The following is an 18,986-nucleotide window of genomic DNA, read 5'->3' on the forward strand; positions in this document are numbered from 1 at the left end:
AGTCTACGAGTGGCCACCGACACTCGTCCGCCGGGAGACGCCGACCGCCGCCGCTGGGAGCGAACAGGCGGCTACGCCTTCTCGAGTGCGAGAGCCGCGAGCTTCCGGTAGAGGGCGTCGGTCTGCTGGACGGTCGACTCGAGGCTGCTCGACGAGTCGATGACGTCGTCGGCGACTGCCAGCCGCTCGTCGTCGGACGCCTGCGCGTCGACCCGGCGGACGGCGTCGGCCTCGGCCATGCCACGGAGCGCGACGAGGCGCTTGATCCGCATCGCCCGAGGCGCGTGCACGACGACGACGCGGTCGAACTCGCCCGCTCCCCTGGCCTCGACGAGCAGCGGCACGTCGTAGACGACGACGCGGGTCGGGTCGTCGGCGACGGACTCCCGCATGCGCTCCTGGCTGAGCGCCTGGACGGCCGGGTGCGTGATGGCCTCGAGGGCTCTGCGGGCATCGGCGTCCGAGAACACGACCGCACCGAGTGCAGCTCGGTCGAGGCTGCCGTCGGCCTGGAGGACTCCCGCACCGAAGCGCTGCTCGATCGCCGCGAGACCGGGTGTCCCCGGCTCGACGACCTCGCGCGCCAGCTTGTCGGCGTCGATGTGCGCGGCTCCGCGCTCGGTGAGCCGCGACGACACGATCGTCTTGCCTGCGGCGATCCCGCCGGTCAATCCCACTACGAACACGCCTCCACCCTAGTGCCCCGGCGGAAGGCGACACCTGTTGCAATGCCGAACGGCGGCCACCCCGAGGGTGACCGCCGTTCGCGGATGGTGCGGTGTGACTAGTTGTTGTTCGACAGCTTCTCGCGAAGCGCGGCGAGCGACTCGTCGTCGGCGAGGGTGCCGGCGCCAGAGGTCGACTCGTTCGAGAACGAGGAGCCGGTCGGCACGTCGAACGCGGTGGCCTCTTCGACCAGCGACGCCGCGACCTGCTTCTTGTGGGCCTCCCAGCGAGCCTGGGCGGCAGCGTAGTCCTGCTCCCACTTCTCGCGCTGGGACTCGAAGCCCTCGCGCCACTCGTTGGTCTCGGGGTCGAAGCCCTCGGGGTACTTGTAGTTGCCCTGGTCGTCGTACTCGGTGAGCATGCCGTAGAGCGCGGGGTCGAACTCGGTGCCCTCGGGGTCGACACCCTCGTTGGCCTGCTTGAGGCTCAGCGAGATGCGGCGACGCTCGAGGTCGATGTCGATGACCTTGACGAACACCTCGTCGCCGACCGACACGACCTGCTCGGCGAGCTCGACGTGCTTGGCGGAGAGCTCGGAGATGTGGACGAGGCCCTCGATGCCATCCGCGACGCGGACGAACGCACCGAACGGAACGAGCTTCGTGACCTTGCCCGGTGCGACCTGGCCGATGGCGTGGGTGCGGGCGAAGACCTGCCACGGGTCCTCCTGCGTCGCCTTGAGCGACAGGGAGACGCGCTCGCGCTCGAGGTCGACCTCGAGGATCTCGACGGTAACCTCCTGGCCCACCTCGACGACCTCGGAGGCGTGCTCGATGTGCTTCCACGAGAGCTCGGAGACGTGGACGAGACCGTCGACGCCGCCCAGGTCGACGAACGCGCCGAAGTTGACGATCGACGACACGATGCCCTTGCGGACCTGGCCCTTGTGGAGGTTGTTGAGGAACGAGGTGCGGCTCTCGGACTGCGTCTGCTCGAGGAGAGCGCGACGCGAGAGGACGACGTTGTTGCGGTTCTTGTCGAGCTCGAGGATCTTGGCCTCGATCTCCTGGCCGAGGTACGGCGTGAGGTCACGGACGCGGCGCAGCTCGATTAGCGACGCGGGCAGGAAGCCACGCAGGCCGATGTCGACGATGAGGCCGCCCTTGACGACCTCGATGACCGTACCGGTGACGACGCCGTCGGCGTCCTTGATCTTCTCGACGTCTCCCCAGGCACGCTCGTACTGAGCGCGCTTCTTGGAGAGGATCAGACGGCCTTCTTTGTCTTCCTTCTGGAGGACGAGGGCCTCGACCGTGTCGCCGACGTTGACGACCTCGGTGGGGTCGACGTCGTGCTTGATCGAGAGTTCGCGCGAGGGGATGACGCCCTCGGTCTTGTACCCGACGTCGAGGAGGACCTCGTCGCGGTCGATCTTGACGACGGTGCCCTCGATGAGGTCTCCGTCGTTGAAGAACTTGAGAGTCTTTTCGACCGCGGCAAGGAAGTCTTCAGCAGATCCGATGTCGTTGACGGCGACCTGCTTGGGTGCCTTGGTCGTTACGATTGTCATGTAGTGATTGCTCCGTTTTGGGCATTTCTCGGGCCGCATCTCGCCGGTGACAGCAGGATCCGTTCGGATCGGAGGCTGTCGCGGTGATTGTGAGAGTGCGGCGTGCGGATAGTTCAACGCAGTTTGCGCCAATCGATTCTAACGGGTTGCCGCAGGGGCGATCAACCCGGGCGAGCGGCGTGTTCGCCCCCTCCGCCCGGCCGTCCAGTCAGCCGAGAAGCGCCTTCTCGAGGGTCTCGAGACCGACGCCGCCGAGCGCCAGTGCCTCCGAATGGAAGCGCTTCACGTCGAACCCGTCGCCCTCGCGCTCCGCGAGCCGGGCACGGAGCCCCTCCCACACGCGCTGGCCGACCTTGTACGACGGCGCCTGCCCCGGCCAGCCGAGGTAGCGGTCGACCTCGAAGCGCACCGTGGCCTCGTCGGCGTTGTAGTTGTCGGCGAGGAAGGCGAGGGCCTTCTCGTGGTCCCACGTGCCTCCGGCCGCGTGCGACGGAGTGCCGGGAAACTCCTTGCCGAGGTGCACGCCGATGTCGAGCACGACGCGGGCCGCGCGCATCCGCTGCCCGTCGAGCATGCCCAGTCGGTCGGCCGGGTCGGCGAGGTAGCCGAGCTCGTCCATCAGCCGCTCGGCGTAGAGGGCCCAGCCCTCGGCGTGGCCCGAGGTGCCGGCGATCGAGCGGCGGTAGGTGTTGAGGCTCGCGCGGTTGTAGACCGCCTGGCCGAGCTGGAGGTGGTGGCCCGGAACGCCCTCGTGGTACACCGTGGTCTTCTCGCGCCAGGTGGTGAAGGTGGTGACGCCGACAGGAACCGACCACCACATGCGGCCGGGGCGCGTGAAGTCGTCGCTCGGGCTCGTGTAGTAGACCCCGCCGTCCTGCGTCGGGGCGATCCTGCACTCGAGGGTGCGGATCGCCTCCGGGATGTCGAAGTGGGTGCGCCCGAGCTCCTCGACGGCCTGGTCGCTGGTCTGCTGCATCCACTCGCGCAGGGCGTCGGTGCCGTGCAGTACGCGTGCCGGGTCGGCGTCGAGCACCTCGATGGCGCGGGCGACGCTCGCCCCGGGCTCGATGGCCTCGGCGATGGCCTCCTGCTCGGCGGTCATGCGCGCGAGTTCGGCCACGCCCCACTCGTAGGTCTCGTCGAGGTCGACCGTCGCCCCGAGGAACCGCCGCGAGTGCAACGAGTACGCCTCGCGGCCGACTCCGTCGCCGTCGCCGGCGGCCGGAAGGAGCTCGGAGAGCAGGAACTCGCGGAAGGCCGTGTACGCGGCGGCAGCCTCCACCGCTCCGACCGTCAGCGCCTCCCCCACCGCCTCCGGCAGCACCGCGTCGCCCGCGAGCTCCGGCGCCGAGACCAGCGACTCGAAGAATCCGCCGGGTGCGGAGTGGCGCGCGCACTGCTCGGCCACCGCGGCTACCTGGCGCTTGGCGGGCACGACGCCCTCGGCGATCCCCGCGCGCAGGGTCTCGGTGTAGCCGTCGAGGGCGCCCGCCACATTGCCGAGGCGCGCGGCGATGTCGCGCCAGTCTTTCTCGGTGGCGGTGGGCATGAGGTCGAAGATCTCGCGGATGCCCTGGGCGGGCGATGCGAGCACGTTGAGGTCTCGCAGCTGCAGGTGCAGGGCGTCGTATTCGAGGTCGAGCGTGAGCGAGGACTCGAGATCGTCGCGAGTGACCTGGTCGACGGCGTCGACGACCGGTGCCGCGCGGAGCTCGTCGAGTGTCGCGCGCACGGCGGCGATGTACGCCGCGTGGCCGTCCGGCGAGGTGTCGCCGTACTCGCCGGTGCGCCCCTCGCGGCCGAGCCAGGTGGCCCACTGCGGATCGAGGTCGACGATCGTGTCGACCCACTTCTCGGCGACGGCGTCGATCGGGGTGGGCTGGCGGACGGCGGGCGTGGACTCGAAGCTCATGGTCCGAGCCTAGGACGACCGGCCGACAGCAGTCGTCAGACCTCGATCGTCGAGCCGGACTGGATCGCCTCGACGAGCCGTGCCACGGCCGGGTCGCCCATGAAGAGCTGGAACGGCACGATGGGCGTGCCCTCGGTGACGACTTCGCGCGCGCGGGCGGCCAGGTTGTTCTGAGTGACGACGACATCGGCGTCGGCGGGGATCTCGCGGACCGCCGAGTGCTCGACGTGGACGCCGTTCTTCTTCAGCAGCTTCTTGAGGCTGGAGGCGAGCATGATGCTCGAGCCCATGCCGGCGTCGCAGGCGACGATCAGCTTCTTGACGTGTGATCCGTCGAGGGTGGCCACGGGGTGCTCCTTGTTCGAGGACGGAAGGGAGTGCTCTTGTTCCATCATGCGCCGTCTTAGTGCGCGGCGGCGTCCCAGCTCTCGCCGGTGCCCACGGAGACGTCGAGCGGCACCCGGAGGTCGGCGGCGGAGCCCATGCGGCGGCGGACGACGTCTTCGATCACGTCCACCTCGCCGGTGGCGACCTCGACGATGAGCTCGTCGTGCACCTGGAGCAGGACTCGGGACTGCAGCTCGCGCTCGTCGATCTCGGCCTGGACGCCGAGCATCGCGATCTTCATGATGTCGGCGGCGGAGCCCTGGATGGGAGCGTTGAGCGCGGCGCGCTCCGCGTTCTCGCGCAGCACGCGGTTCGACGACTTCAGATCGGCGAAGGGGCGGCGGCGGCCGAAGATCGTCTCGGTGTAGCCGTCTTCGCGGGCCTGCTCGACCACGTTGCGCAGGTACTCGCGAACGGCCCCGAACCGGTGGAAGTAGTCGGTCATCAGCTGCTTCGCCTCGGCGGTCTCGATCCGGAGCTGCTTCGAGAGGCCGAACGCGCTGAGGCCGTAGGCCAGGCCGTACGACATCGCCTTGACCTTCGTGCGCATGGTCGGGCTCACGTCGGCGGGCTCGACGCCAAAGATGCGGGCGCCGACGAACCGGTGAAGGTCTTCGCCCTCGGTGAAGGCCTGGATGAGGCCGGCGTCGCCCGAGAGGTGCGCCATGATCCGCATCTCGATCTGCGAGTAGTCGGCGGTGAGCAGAGTCTCGTACTCGGGACCGTGCTGGAAGGCGGCGCGGATCTCGTGGCCGACCTCCGTCTTGACCGGGATGTTCTGCAGGTTCGGGTCGATCGAAGAGATCCGCCCGGTGGTGGTGCCGGTCTGATCGTACGTCGTGTGGATGCGCCCGCCGTCGTCGACGGCCTTGTCGAGCGTGTCGATGATCTGGCGCAGCTTCGTCGCGTCGCGGTGCTTGAGCAGCAGGCCGAGGAAGGGGTGCGGATGCTTGTCCTGCAGGTCGGCGAGCGACCCCGCGTCGGTCGAGTAGCCGGTCTTCATGGAGCGGGTCTTGGGCATGTCGAGCTGCTCGAAGAGCACCTCCTGCAGCTGCTTCGGCGAGCCGAGGTTGACCTCGCGGCCGATGACCTCGAACGCCTCGGCGGCGATGTTGGCGGCCGACTCGCCGAGGCGAGCGGAGAGGGCGCGCAGGCCGGGCTGGTCGGTCGCGACACCGGTGAGCTCCATGTCGCCGAGGACCGACACGAGGGGGAGCTCGATGTCGCGGAGAACGCCGCGGGAGCCCTCGTCGAGCAGCTCGTCGAGCTCGTCGGAGACGCGGAGCGCGAACCAGGCCTCGGTCGCGACCCCTCCGGCTTCGTCGACGGGGACCAGCTGATTGGGGTCGGCGACCGGCATCCGCTCGCCGAGCAGCTCGTAGGCGAGGTCGGCGAGCACGAAGGAGTGGTTGCCAGGGCGCAGCAGCCAGGCCGCGATCCGTGGGTCGCCGTGAAGGCCGGTGAGCTCCAGGCCGGCTCGCTTGAGCGCCTTGTAGGCGCGCTTGGAGTCGTGGACGACCTTGGGCGACTCGGTGTCGAGCCAGGCCTCGAGGGCGACGTAGTCGCCGCGTCCGGCGGCCCACGGGACGTACACGGAGTCGTCGGGCGCGGCGATGCCGAGGCCCGTGACCGTGCCGTCGGTGCCGTACTCGACAGCGACGCCGACCGGCGGCTTGTCGGCGCCCGCGTGAGTGCGGAGCCAGTGATCGAGCTCCTCGTCGATGAGGGTGCGGATGACGGGCGCCGCCGGGCCGGCCGCGACGGCTTCGGCTTCGGCGGGTGCTGCGGAGTCGTCGGCCAGGGCGACGACGCGTTCCTGCAAGGTGCGGAACTGCAGCTTGTCGAACACCTCGCGCACCGCGGAGACGTCGATGGGGCGGCGCTCGAGGTCGTCCGGGCCGACCGGCAGATCGACGTCGGTGACGAGGCGGTTGAGCTTGCGGTTGCGAACGGCGCGGTCGTACTGCTCGCGGAGCTTGTCGCCGACGACGCCCTTGACCTCGTCGCGGTGCGCGACGATCTCGTCGAGGGAGCCGAACTGGTTGATCCACTTGACGGCGGTCTTCTCGCCGACCTTGTCGATGCCGATGAGGTTGTCGCTGGTCTCGCCGACGAGGGCGGCGATCTCGGGGTACTGGTGCGGCTCGATGCCGTAGCGCTCGAACACCTTGTCACGGTCGTAGCGGGTGAGGTCGGTGACCCCGCGAGCCGAGGGGTAGAGGAGAGTGACGTCGTCGTTGACCATCTGGATCGCGTCTCGGTCGCCCGAGACCACCTTGACCGTGTAGCCGGCTGCCGAGCCGCGGGCGGCGAGCGTCGCGAGGATGTCGTCGGCTTCGAAGTCGTCTTTGGTGATGGTCGTGATGCCCATGGCGTGCAGGGCCTCCTGCAGCAGGGGGATCTGCCCGACGAACTCGACCGGGGTCGCATCGCGCGTGCCCTTGTACTCGGGGTACTCGCGGGTGCGGAACGAGTAGCGCGAGATGTCGAAGGCCACACCGAGGTGGGTCGGCTTCTCGTTCTTCATCAGGTTGAGGAGCATCGAGATGAAGCCGTGGATGGCATTCGTGTGCTGCCCCTCGCGGTTGACGAAGCTGTCGACCGGTAGGGCGTAGAAGGCCCGGAATGCGAGGGAATGACCATCGATTACGAGGAGGGTAGGCTTTGCTGCGTCCGACACCCCGTCAGCCTAGCGGCCCCCTCCGACACTCGTCCTTGCCCGAGAGCTGACGCGACGAAACCCCGGGAGACACCGTGACCGACCAGCCGTTCAGCCCTGCCGCAATCGAGTTCCTGGAGCGTCGCGGCGCCGGCGAGCTGGCCGAGAAGATGGGCATCGAGATCCTCGAGCTGAGCGCCGACCGAGCCGTCGGCACCATGCCGGTCGAGGGCAACCGCCAGCCGGTCGGCATCCTGCACGGCGGGGCCCACGTCGTGCTCGCGGAGTCGCTCGGGTCGATGGCCGCGAGCGTGCACGCGGGCGAGGGCCGCATCGCCATGGGCATCGAGCTGAACGCGTCGCACAGCCGGGCCGCCTCGTCGGGGGTCGTCACGGGCACCTGCACGGCGCTGCACCTCGGCCGCACGCTCACGACCCACGAGATCGTCATGACCGACGAGCAGGGCCGGCGCCTGTCGACCGTCCGCATCACGAACATCCTCCGCGACGCCTAGGCCCTCAGAAATTCAAGGAGATTCTTCGCCGGGCGGGGCGATCCGCGCCGATCCGGGTCTGCACAGGCAAAAATCTCCTTGAATTTCTGGGCGGGACGCGAAAACGGCCGGCCCCCGAAGGGACCGGCCGTCCGTAACGCGACTGCTACTTCTTGACGCTGAGCTGCTCGATGATGGCCTGCGCCACGTCGTGCATCGTGAGGCGGCGGTCCATCGACGCCTTCTGGATCCAGCGGAACGCCTCGGGCTCGGTCAGCCCCATCTTCTCGTTGAGCAGGCCCTTGGCGCGGTCGACGAGCTTGCGGGTCTCGAAGCGCTCGACCAGGTCGGCGACCTCGGCCTCGAGGGTGATGATCTGCGTGTAGCGCGAGAGGGCGATCTCGATGGCCGGAAGGAGGTCGTTCGGGGTGAACGGCTTCACGACGTAGGCCAGAGCCCCAGCCTCGCTGGCCCGCTCGACGAGCTCCTTCTGGCTGAAGGCCGTGAGGAGGACGACGGGCGCGATGTGGTTTTTGGACAGCTGCTCGGCCGCGGAGATGCCGTCGAGCTTGGGCATCTTGACGTCCATGATGACGAGGTCGGGCCGGAGCTCGGTGGCCAGAGCCACGGCGGTCTCGCCGTCGCCGGCCTCGCCGACGACCTCGAACCCGTTGTCGCGGAGGATCTCGACGATGTCGAGGCGGATGAGCGACTCGTCTTCGGCGACGACGACGCGACGGGGTGCTGCGGACGGTGCTTCTTGATCACTCACGGGATGAATCCTACCGGTCTGTTCGTGGGGGCGCGCCGTTTCGGTGCACACGAGGGCGTGAGCACGGGGCGTCTGCTGGACGTTCGCACCATCGCGAATCACGAGCGTCGTCGTTCGTGTCGTGCGAATGGCGGGACTCGAACCCGCAAGCCGTGAGGCAGAGCATTTTGAGTGCCCCGTGTATGCCAATTCCACCACATTCGCGCAGGCGACAAGCCTACTGGCTTCCATGAAGGGTCGATTCGCGACGACACGGGCGTCACATTGGATCTTCTTGGGCGAAAACCGCGCGTTCGGGGGTCAGCCTGCGATAGTGTGAGCCGCACTGGTTGTTGTGTTACGCATTTGTACTTCGCGATGAGGCGCTTCGTCTCATCGTTCTTAGAGGGAGCGGACCAAAAAAGCACCGCGACGAGAGATCTCGATGGACGGGATCGAACACCTCTGATTGAAGGAATAAGAAAAATGGCAACAGGCACCGTGAAGTGGTTCAACTCCGAAAAGGGCTTCGGCTTCATCACCCCCGACGACGGATCCACTGACGTGTTCGCGCACTTCTCCGCGATCGCCGGCGATGGCTACCGCAACCTCGAAGAGAACCAGAAGGTCGAATTCGAGACCGCTCAGGGCAACAAGGGTCTCCAGGCCGAGAACATCCGCGTTCTCTAAGTCGAACGACTTACTCGAGAAGCCCCGTCGACTTCGGTCGGCGGGGCTTCTTCGTGCTCGGCGTCGGGTGGCGAGTTCCTGCGCCCGGAGTTGCGATGGGGCTCAGCGCGGCAGCGGCAGACCGAGGAGCTCGGCGACCGGCTCGAAGTCGTGACGGGCCGTGATGTAGGTGAGCTCCGCGGAGGCCAGCGCCTCGGTCGACGGAGGGGCTGCGACCGTGGTCGGGCCGCTGACGAAGAGGCCGTGGTCGTTCTCGAAGGGCAGGTTCTCGACGGCGACCTTGGCCGCGCGGTAGCGGCGAGTGACGAGGCTCCAGAGGGCGAGCTCGTCGGCTGTCGAGTCGTCGGGCGCCAGCCGGGCGACGTCACCGGGGATCTCGACCGCCGGGAGACGCAGCACGACCGGCTCGGGCGCTCGGCCGACGAAGGCGTCTCGGATGCCGATCGCGCTGGCGAAGCCCACGAGGCCGCCGAGCGCGAACATCATCGCGAGGGCGAGCCAGTCGCTGACGCCTGCGTTGTTGACGGCCGACAGGTCGATCAGGAGACCGCCGGCGACTCCCCCGACGATGGCGGTCCAGTGGATGCGCGGGCGACGACGCGTGCGGCGGACCCGCTCGGCGGCGATGTAGCTCTCGCGCGTGTCGGGGACGCTGTGGCCGGTCGTGGTCGGCACCGCATAGAGCCGCGAGCCGTGCGTGAAGCACCCGGGGTGCGAGCCGTCGATCGCCATGCCCCGACACTATCGACGCGGCCCAGCGCCATGACCGAATCTCAGGAGGGTCACGGCTGGCGCGGCCCTCCTCGACATCTCTGATCGGGCGCAGGATCCGCCCCACCGCCTCCGGGCACGGCGAAGGCCCGCACCCCGAGGGGCACGGGCCTTCGGCTGAGCGGATGACCGCTAGCTGCGGGCGTACGCCGGCGCGGCCTCGTTGTGAGCGTCTCCGACGCGATGCACGCGGAGGTCGTTCGTCGATCCCGAGATTCCGGGAGGGGAGCCGGAGATCACGATGACCTTGTCACCGGCCTGGGCGAGGCCGTTGCCGAGGAGGACGTCGTCGACCTGGCTGAACATGGCGTCGGTGTGCGTGACCGGCTCGACCACGTACGCCTGGGCGCCCCAGCTCATCGCGATGCGGCGGCGGATCGCCTCGTCGGTCGTGAAGGCCACGATCGGGATCGAATGGCGCAGGCGGGCCATGCGGCGCACCGTGTCGCCGCCCTCGGTGAAGACGCAGACGTACGAGGCCTGGACGAACTCGGCGACCTCGGCCGCGGCGAGCGTGATGGCTCCGCCGAGGGTGCGGGGCTTGGTGCCCAGCTCGGGGATGCGCTCGAGGCCGTGCTCTTCGGTCGAGGAGACGATGCGGGCCATGGTCTGCACCGTGATGACGGGGAACTCCCCGACGCTGGTCTCGCCCGAGAGCATGACCGCGTCGGCGCCGTCGAGCACCGCGTTCGCGACGTCGGACGTCTCGGCACGGGTCGGGATCGGCGACGAGATCATCGACTCGAGCATCTGCGTCGCGACGATGACCGGCTTGGCCATGCGGCGTGAGAGCTCGATCGCGTGCTTCTGGACGATCGGCACGGCCTCGAGGGGCAGTTCGACGCCCAGGTCGCCACGTGCGACCATGATGCCGTCGAACGCGTCGATGATGGCCTCGAGGTTGTCGACGGCCTGCGGCTTCTCGATCTTGGCGTAGACGGGGACCTTGCGGCCCTCCTCCCCCATGATCACGTTCACGCGGTCGATGTCGTCGGCGTTGCGGACGAAGGAGAGGGCGATGAAGTCGGCGCCGAGCTGGAGGCCCCAGCGAAGGTCGGCCTCGTCTTTCTCGGAGAGGGCGGGCACGTTGACCGCGACGCCGGGCAGGTTGATGCCCTTGTTGTTCGAGACGGTGCCGGCCACGACGACCTCGGTGGTGACGACGGTGCCGTCGGTGTCGAGCACGCGCAGCTTGACGCGGCCGTCGTCGATCAGGAGGGGGTCGCCAGCGGAGACGTCTTGCGGAAGGCCCTTGAACGTCGTGCCGCAGATCTCCTTCGTTCCGAGGATCTCTTCGGTCGTGATCTTGAAGATGTCGCCGACCGCGAGCTCGTGCGGGCCGTCGGAGAACTTGCCGAGACGGATCTTCGGGCCCTGGAGGTCGACGAGGACCGCGACGGCGCGTCCGGAGTCGGCCGCTGCCTTGCGAACGTTCTCGTACACCCCCTGGTGGACGTCGTACGTTCCGTGGCTGAGGTTCATCCGCGCGACGTCGACGCCCGCATCGATGATCGCTCGGATGTCTTCATAGCTCGACGTCGCGGGCCCGAGGGTCGCGACGATCTTTGCTCGTCTCATCTTTTCCTTCGTTGGGGGGTGATTTCGCTATCCACCCTATTCCCGGCGAGGGGGTGGAATCTAACCAGCGGGTGTCAGAGCGGTGACCTACAGGGACAGAGCCCGGTCGGTCGGCTTGACGGGCGAGGGCAGCGAGGTCGCACCCTCGAGGTACTTGTCGACCGCGGCGGCGGTGGCACGGCCCTCGGCGATGGCCCAGACGATGAGCGACTGGCCGCGGCCGGCGTCGCCGGTCACGAACACGCCCGGCTGGCTGGTCTCGTACGATCCGTCGCGCTGGACGTTGCCGCGACCGTCGATCGGGAGGCCGAGCTGGCTCTCCAGCGCGTCGCTCTCGGGGCCGGTGAAGCCCAGGGCGAGCAGGACGAGGTCGGCGGGGATCTCGCGCTCCGTGCCCGACTTCGGCACGCGGCGGCCGTCGATGAACTCGGTCTCGGCGACGCGGATGGCGCGCACCTCTCCGACCTCGTTCGACAGGAACTCGACGGTGGAGGCGAGGAACATGCGCTCTCCGCCTTCCTCGTGGGCGCTGGAGACCTCGAACAGCGTCGGCTGCGTGGGCCACGGCTGGCTGTCGGGGCGCTCCGCGGGCGGCTGCGTGCCGATGGCCAGGTTCGTGACGCTCAGCGCGCCCTGGCGGTGCGCGGTGCCGATGCAGTCGGCGCCGGTGTCGCCGCCGCCGAGGACGACGACGTGCTTGCCCTCGGCCGAGATCTGGTCGCCGACGCTGTCTCCGGCGCCGGCCTTGTTCTGCTGGACGAGGTACTCCATGGCGAAGTGCACGCCCGACTGGTCGCGGCCCGGGATCGGGAGGTCGCGCGGAACGGTCGCGCCCGTGGCGACCACGACGGCGTCGTAGCGCGCGCGGAGGTCGTCCCAGGTGATGTCGCGGCCGATCTCGACGCCGGCGCGGAAGCGGGTGCCTTCGGCCTGCATCTGAGCGAGGCGCTGCTCGATCTGCTTCTTCTCCATCTTGAAGTCGGGGATGCCGTAGCGGAGCAGGCCGCCGATGCGGTCGTCGCGCTCGTAGACGGCGACCGTGTGGCCGGCGCGCGTGAGCTGCTGGGCAGCGGCGAGTCCGGCGGGGCCGGAGCCCACCACGGCGACCGTCTTGCCCGTGAGGCGCTCGGGCGGGTGCGGGGTGACCCAGCCGTTCGAGAAGGCCTGGTCGATGATCGACACCTCGACCTGCTTGATGGTGACGGGAGGCTGGTTGATGCCGAGAACGCAGGAGGCCTCGCAGGGCGCCGGGCAGAGGCGGCCCGTGAACTCCGGGAAGTTGTTGGTCGCGTGCAGGCGCTCGATCGCCTGGCGGCCCTCGCCGCGCCACATCAGGTCGTTCCACTCCGGGATCAGGTTGCCGAGCGGGCAGCCCTGGTGGCAGAACGGCACGCCGCAGTCCATGCAGCGGCCGGCCTGGCGGCGGAGCTCGCCCGACTCCTGCTGCTCGTAGACCTCTTTATAGTCCATGAGCCGCACTGACACGGGGCGGCGCTGGGGAAGCTCTCGCTTCTGGACTTTCAGGAATCCCTTGGGGTCAGCCATGGGACACCTCCTTGCTGTGGGTAGACACGACTAGGGGCAGGGGGCGCAGGAACTCAGCCACCCGTGACGCTCATGATCCGGTTCCAGACCTCGTCGCCGTCGAGGTCCAGGCCCTCTTCCGCGGCGGTCCGGCGCGTCTCCATGACCGCGGCGTAGTCGCGGGGCAGGACTTTGACGAACTCCTCGGCGCTCGCCTCGATGTCGGCGAGGAGCGCTTCGGCGACGGTCGAGCCGGTCTCTTCGAGGTGCTGGCGCAGGAGGTCGGCGAGGATCTCGATGTCGGCGGAGCCGAGCGGCTGCAGCAGCAGCTCGCCGGTCGACAGCGCGTCGTCGTTCACGTTCTCGGTCTTGAGACCGCGCACGTACGCCGTCCCGCCCGACATGCCGGCGCCGAGGTTGCGCCCGGTCTCGCCGAGGATCACCGCGAGGCCGCCGGTCATGTACTCGAGGGCGTGGTCGCCCACGCCTTCGACCACGGCCGAGGCTCCGGAGTTCCTGACCAGGAACCGCTCGCCCACGATTCCGCGGATGAACAGGGAGCCCTGCGTCGCGCCGTAGCCGATGACGTTGCCGGCGATGACGTTGTCTTCGGCGGCGAACGAGGCCTCCGCCGGCGGCCGGACGATGACCGTGCCGCCCGACAGCCCCTTGCCGACGTAGTCGTTGCTGTCGCCGATGAGGCGCAGCGTGATTCCGGCGGGCAGGAACGCACCCAGCGACTGCCCTGCCGAACCGGTCAGGGTCACGTCGATGCTGCCGGCGGGCAGCCCGTGCTCGCCGTTGCGGACGGTCACCTCGTGGCCGAGCATGGTGCCGACGGCGCGCTCCGTGTTGCGGATGGGCAGCGAGATCTCGATGCGGCCGCCGTTGTCGATGACGTCGGACGCCTCCGCGATGAGCTGGTTGTCGAAGTGCTTCTCGAGCTCGTGGTCCTGCGGCACGAAGTTGCGGCGCGGCTCGTCGTCGGCGAAGTCGGGGCCGACGAGGACGGGCTCGAGGTCGAGGCCGGACGCCTTCCAGTGCTCGACGGCGCGGTCGACGCCCAGCATCTCGCTGTGGCCGATCGCCTCGTCGAGCGAGCGGAAGCCGAGGGCGGCGAGGTACTCGCGGACCTCCTGAGCCAGGAACTCGAAGAAGTTGACGACGTGCTCGGCCTTGCCCGAGAAGCGGGCGCGCAGCTCGGGGTTCTGCGTTGCGACGCCCACGGGGCAGGTGTCGAGGTGGCAGACGCGCATGAGGATGCAGCCGGAGACGACGAGCGGCGCCGTCGCGAAGCCGAACTCCTCGCCGCCGAGCAGAGCGGCGACGACGACGTCGCGACCCGTCTTCATCTGACCGTCGACCTGGACCACCACGCGGTCGCGCATGCCGTTCAGCATGAGCGTCTGCTGCGTCTCGGCGAGGCCGATCTCCCACGGGGTGCCGGCGTGCTTCAGCGAGTTCAGCGGACTGGCGCCCGTTCCGCCGTCGTGGCCGGAGACGAGCACGACGTCGGCGAGGGCCTTCGTCACGCCCGCCGCGACCGCGCCGATGCCGGACTGGCTCACGAGCTTCACGTGCACCCGAGCGGAGGGGTTGGCGCGCTTCACGTCGAAGATGAGCTGCTTGAGGTCTTCGATCGAGTAGATGTCGTGGTGCGGGGGCGGCGAGATGAGGCCGACGCCGGGCGTCGCGTGGCGGGTGCGGGCGACCCAGGGGTACACCTTCGACGGGGGCAGCTGGCCGCCCTCGCCGGGCTTCGCGCCCTGCGCCATCTTGAGCTGGATGTCGGTGGAGTGCGTCAGGTACATGCTCGTGACGCCGAAGCGGCCCGAGGCGACCTGCTTGACCGCGCTGCGGCGCTCGGGGTCGAGGAGACGGTCGACGTCTTCTCCGCCCTCGCCGGTGTTCGACTTGCCGCCGAGGCGGTTCATCGCGATGGCGAGAGTCTCGTGGGCCTCTTTCGAGATCGAGCCGTAGCTCATCGCGCCCGTCGAGAACCGCTTGACGATCGACGAGACCGGCTCGACCTCGTCGAGCGGCACAGCGGGGCGGACTCCCTCGCGCAGCGTGAAGAGGCCGCGCAGCGTCATCAGGCTCTCGGCCTGGTCGTCGACCATCTTCGTGTACTCGCGGAAGATGTCGTACCGGCGCGTGCGGGTCGCGTGCTGGAGGCGGAACACCGTCTCCGGGTTGAAGAGGTGGGGCGGGCCCTCGCGGCGCCACTGGTACTCGCCGCCGGTCTGGAGGCGCTCGTGCGCGGCGGTCGCGCCGTCGGCCGGGTAGGCGCTGAGGTGGCGCTCGGCGTTCTCGGTCGCGATCACGTCGACGCCGACGCCGCCGAGGCGGGTCGAGGTGCCGGTGAAGTAGGTGTCGATGAACTCGTGGCTCAGGCCGACGGCCTCGAAGGCCTGGGCGGCCGCGTACGACGAGACGGTCGAGATGCCCATCTTGGACATGATCTTGAGCACACCCTTGCCCAGAGCCTTGATGACGTTCTTGACGGCCTGCTCGGGCGACATGCCCGTGATCATGCCGCTGCGGACCAGGTTCTCGCAGGTCTCCATGGCCAGGTACGGGTTGATCGCTGAAGCGCCGTAGCCGATGAGGGTCGCCACGTGATGGACCTCGCGCACGTCGCCGGCCTCGACGATCAGGCCGACCTTCATGCGGTTCTCGGTGCGGATGAGGTGGTGGTGCACCGCGGCGAGCATGAGCAGCGACGGGATCGGCGCCAGGTCGGCAGTCGAGTCGCGGTCGGAGAGGACGATGAACTGCGAGCCCTCCTCGATCGCCTCGTCGACCTCGGTGCAGAGCGCCGCGATCCGCTTCTCCATGGCGCGGGGGCCCTTGTCGACGCGGTAGAGGCCCCTGAGGGTCGTCGTCAGGCGCGAGCCGGGACGCGGGTCGATGTGCTGGATCTTCGCGAGCTCGTCGTTGTCGATGACCGGGAAGTCGAGGATGACCTGCTTCGCGTGCTCGGGAGTCGCCGCGAGAAGGTTGCGCTCGGGGCCGAGGCCGACCTTGAGGCTGGTCACGACCGACTCGCGGATGGAGTCGAGCGGGGGGTTGGTCACCTGGGCGAACTGCTGGGTGAAGTAGTCGAACAGCAGGCGCGGGCGGTCCGAGAGCACGGCGATGGGCGTGTCGCTGCCCATGGCGCCGAGGGGCTCGGCTCCGGTCTTCGCCATGGGGGTGAGCAGGATCCGCACCTCCTCCTCGGTGTAGCCGAACGTGCGCTGGCGGCGCGTGACGGAGGCCGGCGTGTGCACGATGTGCTCGCGCTCGGGCAGGTCTTTGAGGTGCAGGCGGCCCATCTCGAGCCACTCGCCGTACTCCTCGGAGGAGGCGAGCTGCTGCTTGATCTCGTCGTCCTCGATCAGGCGGCCGGCCTCGGTGTCCACGAGGAACATCTTGCCCGGGCGCAGGCGGCCCTTGCGGACGATCTTCGACTGGTCGATGTCGGGGAGAACGCCGATCTCACTGGCGAGCACGACGAGGCCGTCGTCGGTCACCAGGTAGCGGCCGGGGCGGAGGCCGTTGCGGTCGAGGGTGGCGCCGACGAGCGAGCCGTCGGTGAAGGTGACGGCGGCGGGGCCGTCCCACGCCTCCATGAGCATGGAGTGGTACTCGTAGAAGTCGCGGAGCACCGGGTCGATGCCGACCTGGTTCTCCCACGCCTCCGGCACCATCATCATGATGGCGTGCGGGAGCGAGCGGCCCGTCAGGCTCAGGAGCTCGACGACCTCGTCGAACGAGGCCGAGTCGCTGTTGCCCGGGCTCACGATCGGGAGCAGCGGCTTCATGTCGCCGATGAGCTCGGACTCGAGCTGAGACTGGCGCGCGCGCATCCAGTTGCGGTTGCCGCGCACGGTGTTGATCTCGCCGTTGTGGGCGATCATGCGGAACGGCTGCGCGAGCGGCCACGACGGGAACGTGTTCGTCGAGTAGCGCGAGTGCACGATGGCGAGCTTCGAGGCGACGCGCTCGTCCGAGAGGTCGGGGTAGAACGGCTCGAGCTGGAGCGTCGTGACCATGCCCTTGTAGACCATGGTTCGGCTCGAGAGCGACGTGAAGTAGGCGCCCAGCTCGCGCTCGGCGCGCTTGCGCAGACGGAACGCCAGGCGGTCGAGCTCGATTCCCGAGACGTGGTCCTCGCCGTGGTTGGCCGCGATGAAGAGCTGCTCGAAGGCGGGCATGGCGTTGCGTGCGAGCGTGCCGAGCTCGTCGGCGCGGACGGGGACGTCGCGCCAGCCGACGACGCGCAGCCTCTCTTCGGCGGCGATCTTGGCGATCGCCTTCTGGAGTGTCACCCGCTCGTCGAAGTCGGTCGGCAGGAAGCCGATGCCGACCGCGTAGTGGCCGGCCTCGGGCAGCGTGAACTCGACGACATCGCGGAAGAAGGCGTCGGGCACCTCCATGAGGATGCCCGCGCCGTCGCCTGTGCCCGCGTCGGACCCCACGGCCCCGCGGTGCTCGAGGTTGCGCAGGGCGCCGAGGGCGGCGTCGATGATGTCGTGTCCTGGCGTGCCTCGGAGGGTCGCGACCATGGCGAGGCCACAGGCGTCCTTCTCCAGGCTCGGGTCGTAGAGACCCTGGGCCGCCGGGATGCTGCTGAATGTCTGGTGCGCTGGCGTGAGAGCCATGTCGATCCGTCCTCACGATGGGAACTGGTCGCTGAATGACCAGTAGAGGAAAACTAACGCAGGGCGGGGCGTCGCTGGCCCGATTCGCTTCCACTCGGCAGGAAACCGAGTGACTCTGGCAGGCGTCTCGTGGCTCGGGGTCGTGGCCGTAGGAGTCGCTTCGTCGGATGCGGCAGTGCCGGCCGACCCCCTGGTCTTCGGTGCGGACCCGGGGTGATTCGTGGGGTGCTGTGGTGCTGGAGATACGGTGCTGAGAATGCAGTGCTGGTGATTCCGGTGCAGTGCTGGTGGTGCTGGATCGTTGCCGGCCGGTTAGGCCTTCACATCTGCGGAGGCGTCGGATGGGGTGCGATCCGTGGGCTCCGCGTCGTCATCGTCGTCGGTGCCTGCTGCCGAGTCTACCTCAGGGTGGTCGACCTCACCGGTGATGACGGGGTGGAAGCCCTCCTCGTTCGGACCACGGCCCGGAACATAGGCGCTCGGCACGAGGCCGGTGTGGCGGCGGCTCTGCACGATGAAGATGATCAGGCCGAGCACGACTGCGGCGGCCGCGGCCCAGACATTGACGCGGAATCCGAGGAACACCTGGCTGTAGTCGGTGCGGATCGACTCGAACCACATGCGGCCGGAGCCGTACCAGATGAAGTACAGGGCGAGCGTCTTGCCCCACTCGAGCTTGACGTTCTTGTTGATCAGCAGGATGACCGCCAGGCCGAAGAGGTTCCAGAGGATCTCGTAGGCGAAGGTCGGGTGGAACAGGGTGCCGGCGGGCAGCCCGACCGGGTAGGCGGCGTTGGTGGACTCGATCTCGAGTCCCCACGGCAGAGTCGTCGGGGTGCCGAAGAGCTCGTGGTTGAAGTAGTTGCCGAGGCGGCCGAAGGCCTGCGCCAGCATGAGGCCGGGCACGAGGGCGTCGGCGAATACGGAGAAGCGGAGACCGGTCTGGCGGCAGCCGAGCCAGGCGCCGAGTGCGCCGAAGATGAGGGCGCCGAAGATGGCGAGTCCGCCCTCCCAGATCGCGAAGACGTGCCAGAGGGCCTGCCCGTTGAAGTAGTCGTCGGGGTGCGTGACGACGTGGAAGACGCGGCCGCCGACGATTCCGAAGGGCACGCACCAGATGGCGAGGTCGATGATGACCCAGCGCTCGGCGCCGCGGCGGTTGAGGCGGGCGTTCGTGAACAGCACGGCGGCCACGATCCCCAGGAGGATGCAGATCGCGTAGGCGTGGATGCGGATGTCGAACGACAGCGACGCGTTGAACGTCTTGTTGATCCATCCCGTGAGATCGAAGTACTGCCAGTCGGCAGAGGGACTCGGGATGCTCAGGGGCAACAACGT

At 68.7% G+C, this 18,986-nt stretch carries 13 protein-coding genes and 1 tRNA gene; 2 read left to right on the forward strand and 12 right to left on the reverse strand.

Annotation, left to right across the window (positions count from 1 at the left end; genetic code table 11):
• Positions 1-71: 71 nt before the first annotated feature.
• The 5 genes from coaE to polA form a co-directional block, all read right to left on the reverse strand.
• Entirely contained in the window at positions 72-686 is a 615-nt protein-coding gene (gene coaE, locus EDF46_RS01790) for a dephospho-CoA kinase (protein ID WP_123504563.1), read from the reverse strand.
• A gap of 98 nt (positions 687-784) precedes the next feature.
• Positions 785-2,236 (reverse strand): 30S ribosomal protein S1, encoded by a 1,452-nt coding sequence (rpsA, locus tag EDF46_RS01795; RefSeq protein ID WP_123504564.1) that lies wholly within the window; start codon positions 2,234-2,236, stop codon positions 785-787.
• A 208-nt stretch (positions 2,237-2,444) separates the two neighbouring features.
• Positions 2,445-4,148: a DUF885 domain-containing protein gene (locus tag EDF46_RS01800; RefSeq protein WP_123504565.1), complete on the reverse strand. Its 1,704-nt coding sequence runs from the start codon at positions 4,146-4,148 to the stop codon at positions 2,445-2,447.
• 35 nt (positions 4,149-4,183) lie between these two features.
• A complete protein-coding gene (locus tag EDF46_RS01805; protein WP_123505152.1) occupies positions 4,184-4,495 on the reverse strand; it encodes a PTS lactose transporter subunit IIB in 312 nt (103 codons plus the stop codon).
• 56 nt (positions 4,496-4,551) lie between these two features.
• Positions 4,552-7,215, reverse strand: a complete 2,664-nt coding sequence (polA, locus tag EDF46_RS01810; RefSeq protein WP_123504566.1) for a DNA polymerase I — start codon at positions 7,213-7,215, stop codon at positions 4,552-4,554.
• 149 nt (positions 7,216-7,364) lie between these two features.
• Between polA and EDF46_RS01815 the strand changes: the two genes are divergently transcribed.
• The gene (locus EDF46_RS01815) at positions 7,365-7,709 is read left to right on the forward strand and encodes a hotdog fold thioesterase (protein ID WP_123505153.1); all 345 of its coding nucleotides are present in this window, start codon (positions 7,365-7,367) and stop codon (positions 7,707-7,709) included.
• A gap of 145 nt (positions 7,710-7,854) precedes the next feature.
• Here the strand turns inward: EDF46_RS01815 and EDF46_RS01820 are convergent, their stop codons facing one another.
• Complete coding sequence (locus EDF46_RS01820; protein ID WP_123504567.1) at positions 7,855-8,460, reverse strand: ANTAR domain-containing response regulator; 606 nt, start codon at positions 8,458-8,460, stop codon at positions 7,855-7,857.
• A 122-nt stretch (positions 8,461-8,582) separates the two neighbouring features.
• Positions 8,583-8,664 (reverse strand) — tRNA-Leu (locus tag EDF46_RS01825).
• 261 nt (positions 8,665-8,925) lie between these two features.
• Between EDF46_RS01825 and EDF46_RS01830 the strand changes: the two genes are divergently transcribed.
• Positions 8,926-9,129 (forward strand): cold-shock protein, encoded by a 204-nt coding sequence (locus tag EDF46_RS01830; RefSeq protein WP_123504568.1) that lies wholly within the window; start codon positions 8,926-8,928, stop codon positions 9,127-9,129.
• 102 nt (positions 9,130-9,231) lie between these two features.
• Here EDF46_RS01830 and EDF46_RS01835 read toward each other — a convergent pair whose 3' ends face one another.
• The 5 genes from EDF46_RS01835 to lgt all read right to left on the reverse strand — a co-directional run bounded on the left by EDF46_RS01835 (position 9,232) and on the right by lgt (position 18,974).
• Positions 9,232-9,861: a hypothetical protein gene (locus tag EDF46_RS01835; protein ID WP_123504569.1), complete on the reverse strand. Its 630-nt coding sequence runs from the start codon at positions 9,859-9,861 to the stop codon at positions 9,232-9,234.
• Positions 9,862-10,032: 171 nt separating this feature from the next.
• Positions 10,033-11,478, reverse strand: a complete 1,446-nt coding sequence (gene pyk, locus EDF46_RS01840; protein WP_123504570.1) for a pyruvate kinase — start codon at positions 11,476-11,478, stop codon at positions 10,033-10,035.
• A gap of 87 nt (positions 11,479-11,565) precedes the next feature.
• Entirely contained in the window at positions 11,566-13,023 is a 1,458-nt protein-coding gene (locus tag EDF46_RS01845; RefSeq protein ID WP_123504571.1) for a glutamate synthase subunit beta, read from the reverse strand.
• 53 nt (positions 13,024-13,076) lie between these two features.
• The gene (gene gltB, locus EDF46_RS01850) at positions 13,077-17,648 is read right to left on the reverse strand and encodes a glutamate synthase large subunit (RefSeq protein ID WP_123504572.1); all 4,572 of its coding nucleotides are present in this window, start codon (positions 17,646-17,648) and stop codon (positions 13,077-13,079) included.
• Positions 17,649-17,960: 312 nt separating this feature from the next.
• On the reverse strand, positions 17,961-18,974 hold the full coding sequence (gene lgt, locus EDF46_RS01855) for a prolipoprotein diacylglyceryl transferase (RefSeq protein WP_370454060.1): 1,014 nt from the start codon (positions 18,972-18,974) through the stop codon (positions 17,961-17,963).
• Between the last annotated feature and the right edge of the window lie 12 nt (positions 18,975-18,986).

The sequence above is a fragment of the Frondihabitans sp. PhB188 genome (genome assembly GCF_003752365.1).
Classification (GTDB): domain Bacteria; phylum Actinomycetota; class Actinomycetes; order Actinomycetales; family Microbacteriaceae; genus Frondihabitans.

Bases quoted from the DNA above. Each gene is read 5' to 3' on its own strand.
- gltB (WP_123504572.1), bottom strand. From the start codon at position 17,648: ATGGCTCTCACGCCAGCGCACCAGACATTCAGCAGCATCCCGGCGGCC.
- EDF46_RS01830 (WP_123504568.1), top strand. From the start codon at position 8,926: ATGGCAACAGGCACCGTGAAGTGGTTCAACTCCGAAAAGGGCTTCGGC.
- EDF46_RS01800 (WP_123504565.1), bottom strand. From the start codon at position 4,148: ATGAGCTTCGAGTCCACGCCCGCCGTCCGCCAGCCCACCCCGATCGAC.
- EDF46_RS01845 (WP_123504571.1), bottom strand. From the start codon at position 13,023: ATGGCTGACCCCAAGGGATTCCTGAAAGTCCAGAAGCGAGAGCTTCCC.
- EDF46_RS01835 (WP_123504569.1), bottom strand. From the start codon at position 9,861: ATGGCGATCGACGGCTCGCACCCCGGGTGCTTCACGCACGGCTCGCGG.
- pyk (WP_123504570.1), bottom strand. From the start codon at position 11,478: ATGAGACGAGCAAAGATCGTCGCGACCCTCGGGCCCGCGACGTCGAGC.
- EDF46_RS01815 (WP_123505153.1), top strand. From the start codon at position 7,365: ATGGGCATCGAGATCCTCGAGCTGAGCGCCGACCGAGCCGTCGGCACC.
- rpsA (WP_123504564.1), bottom strand. From the start codon at position 2,236: ATGACAATCGTAACGACCAAGGCACCCAAGCAGGTCGCCGTCAACGAC.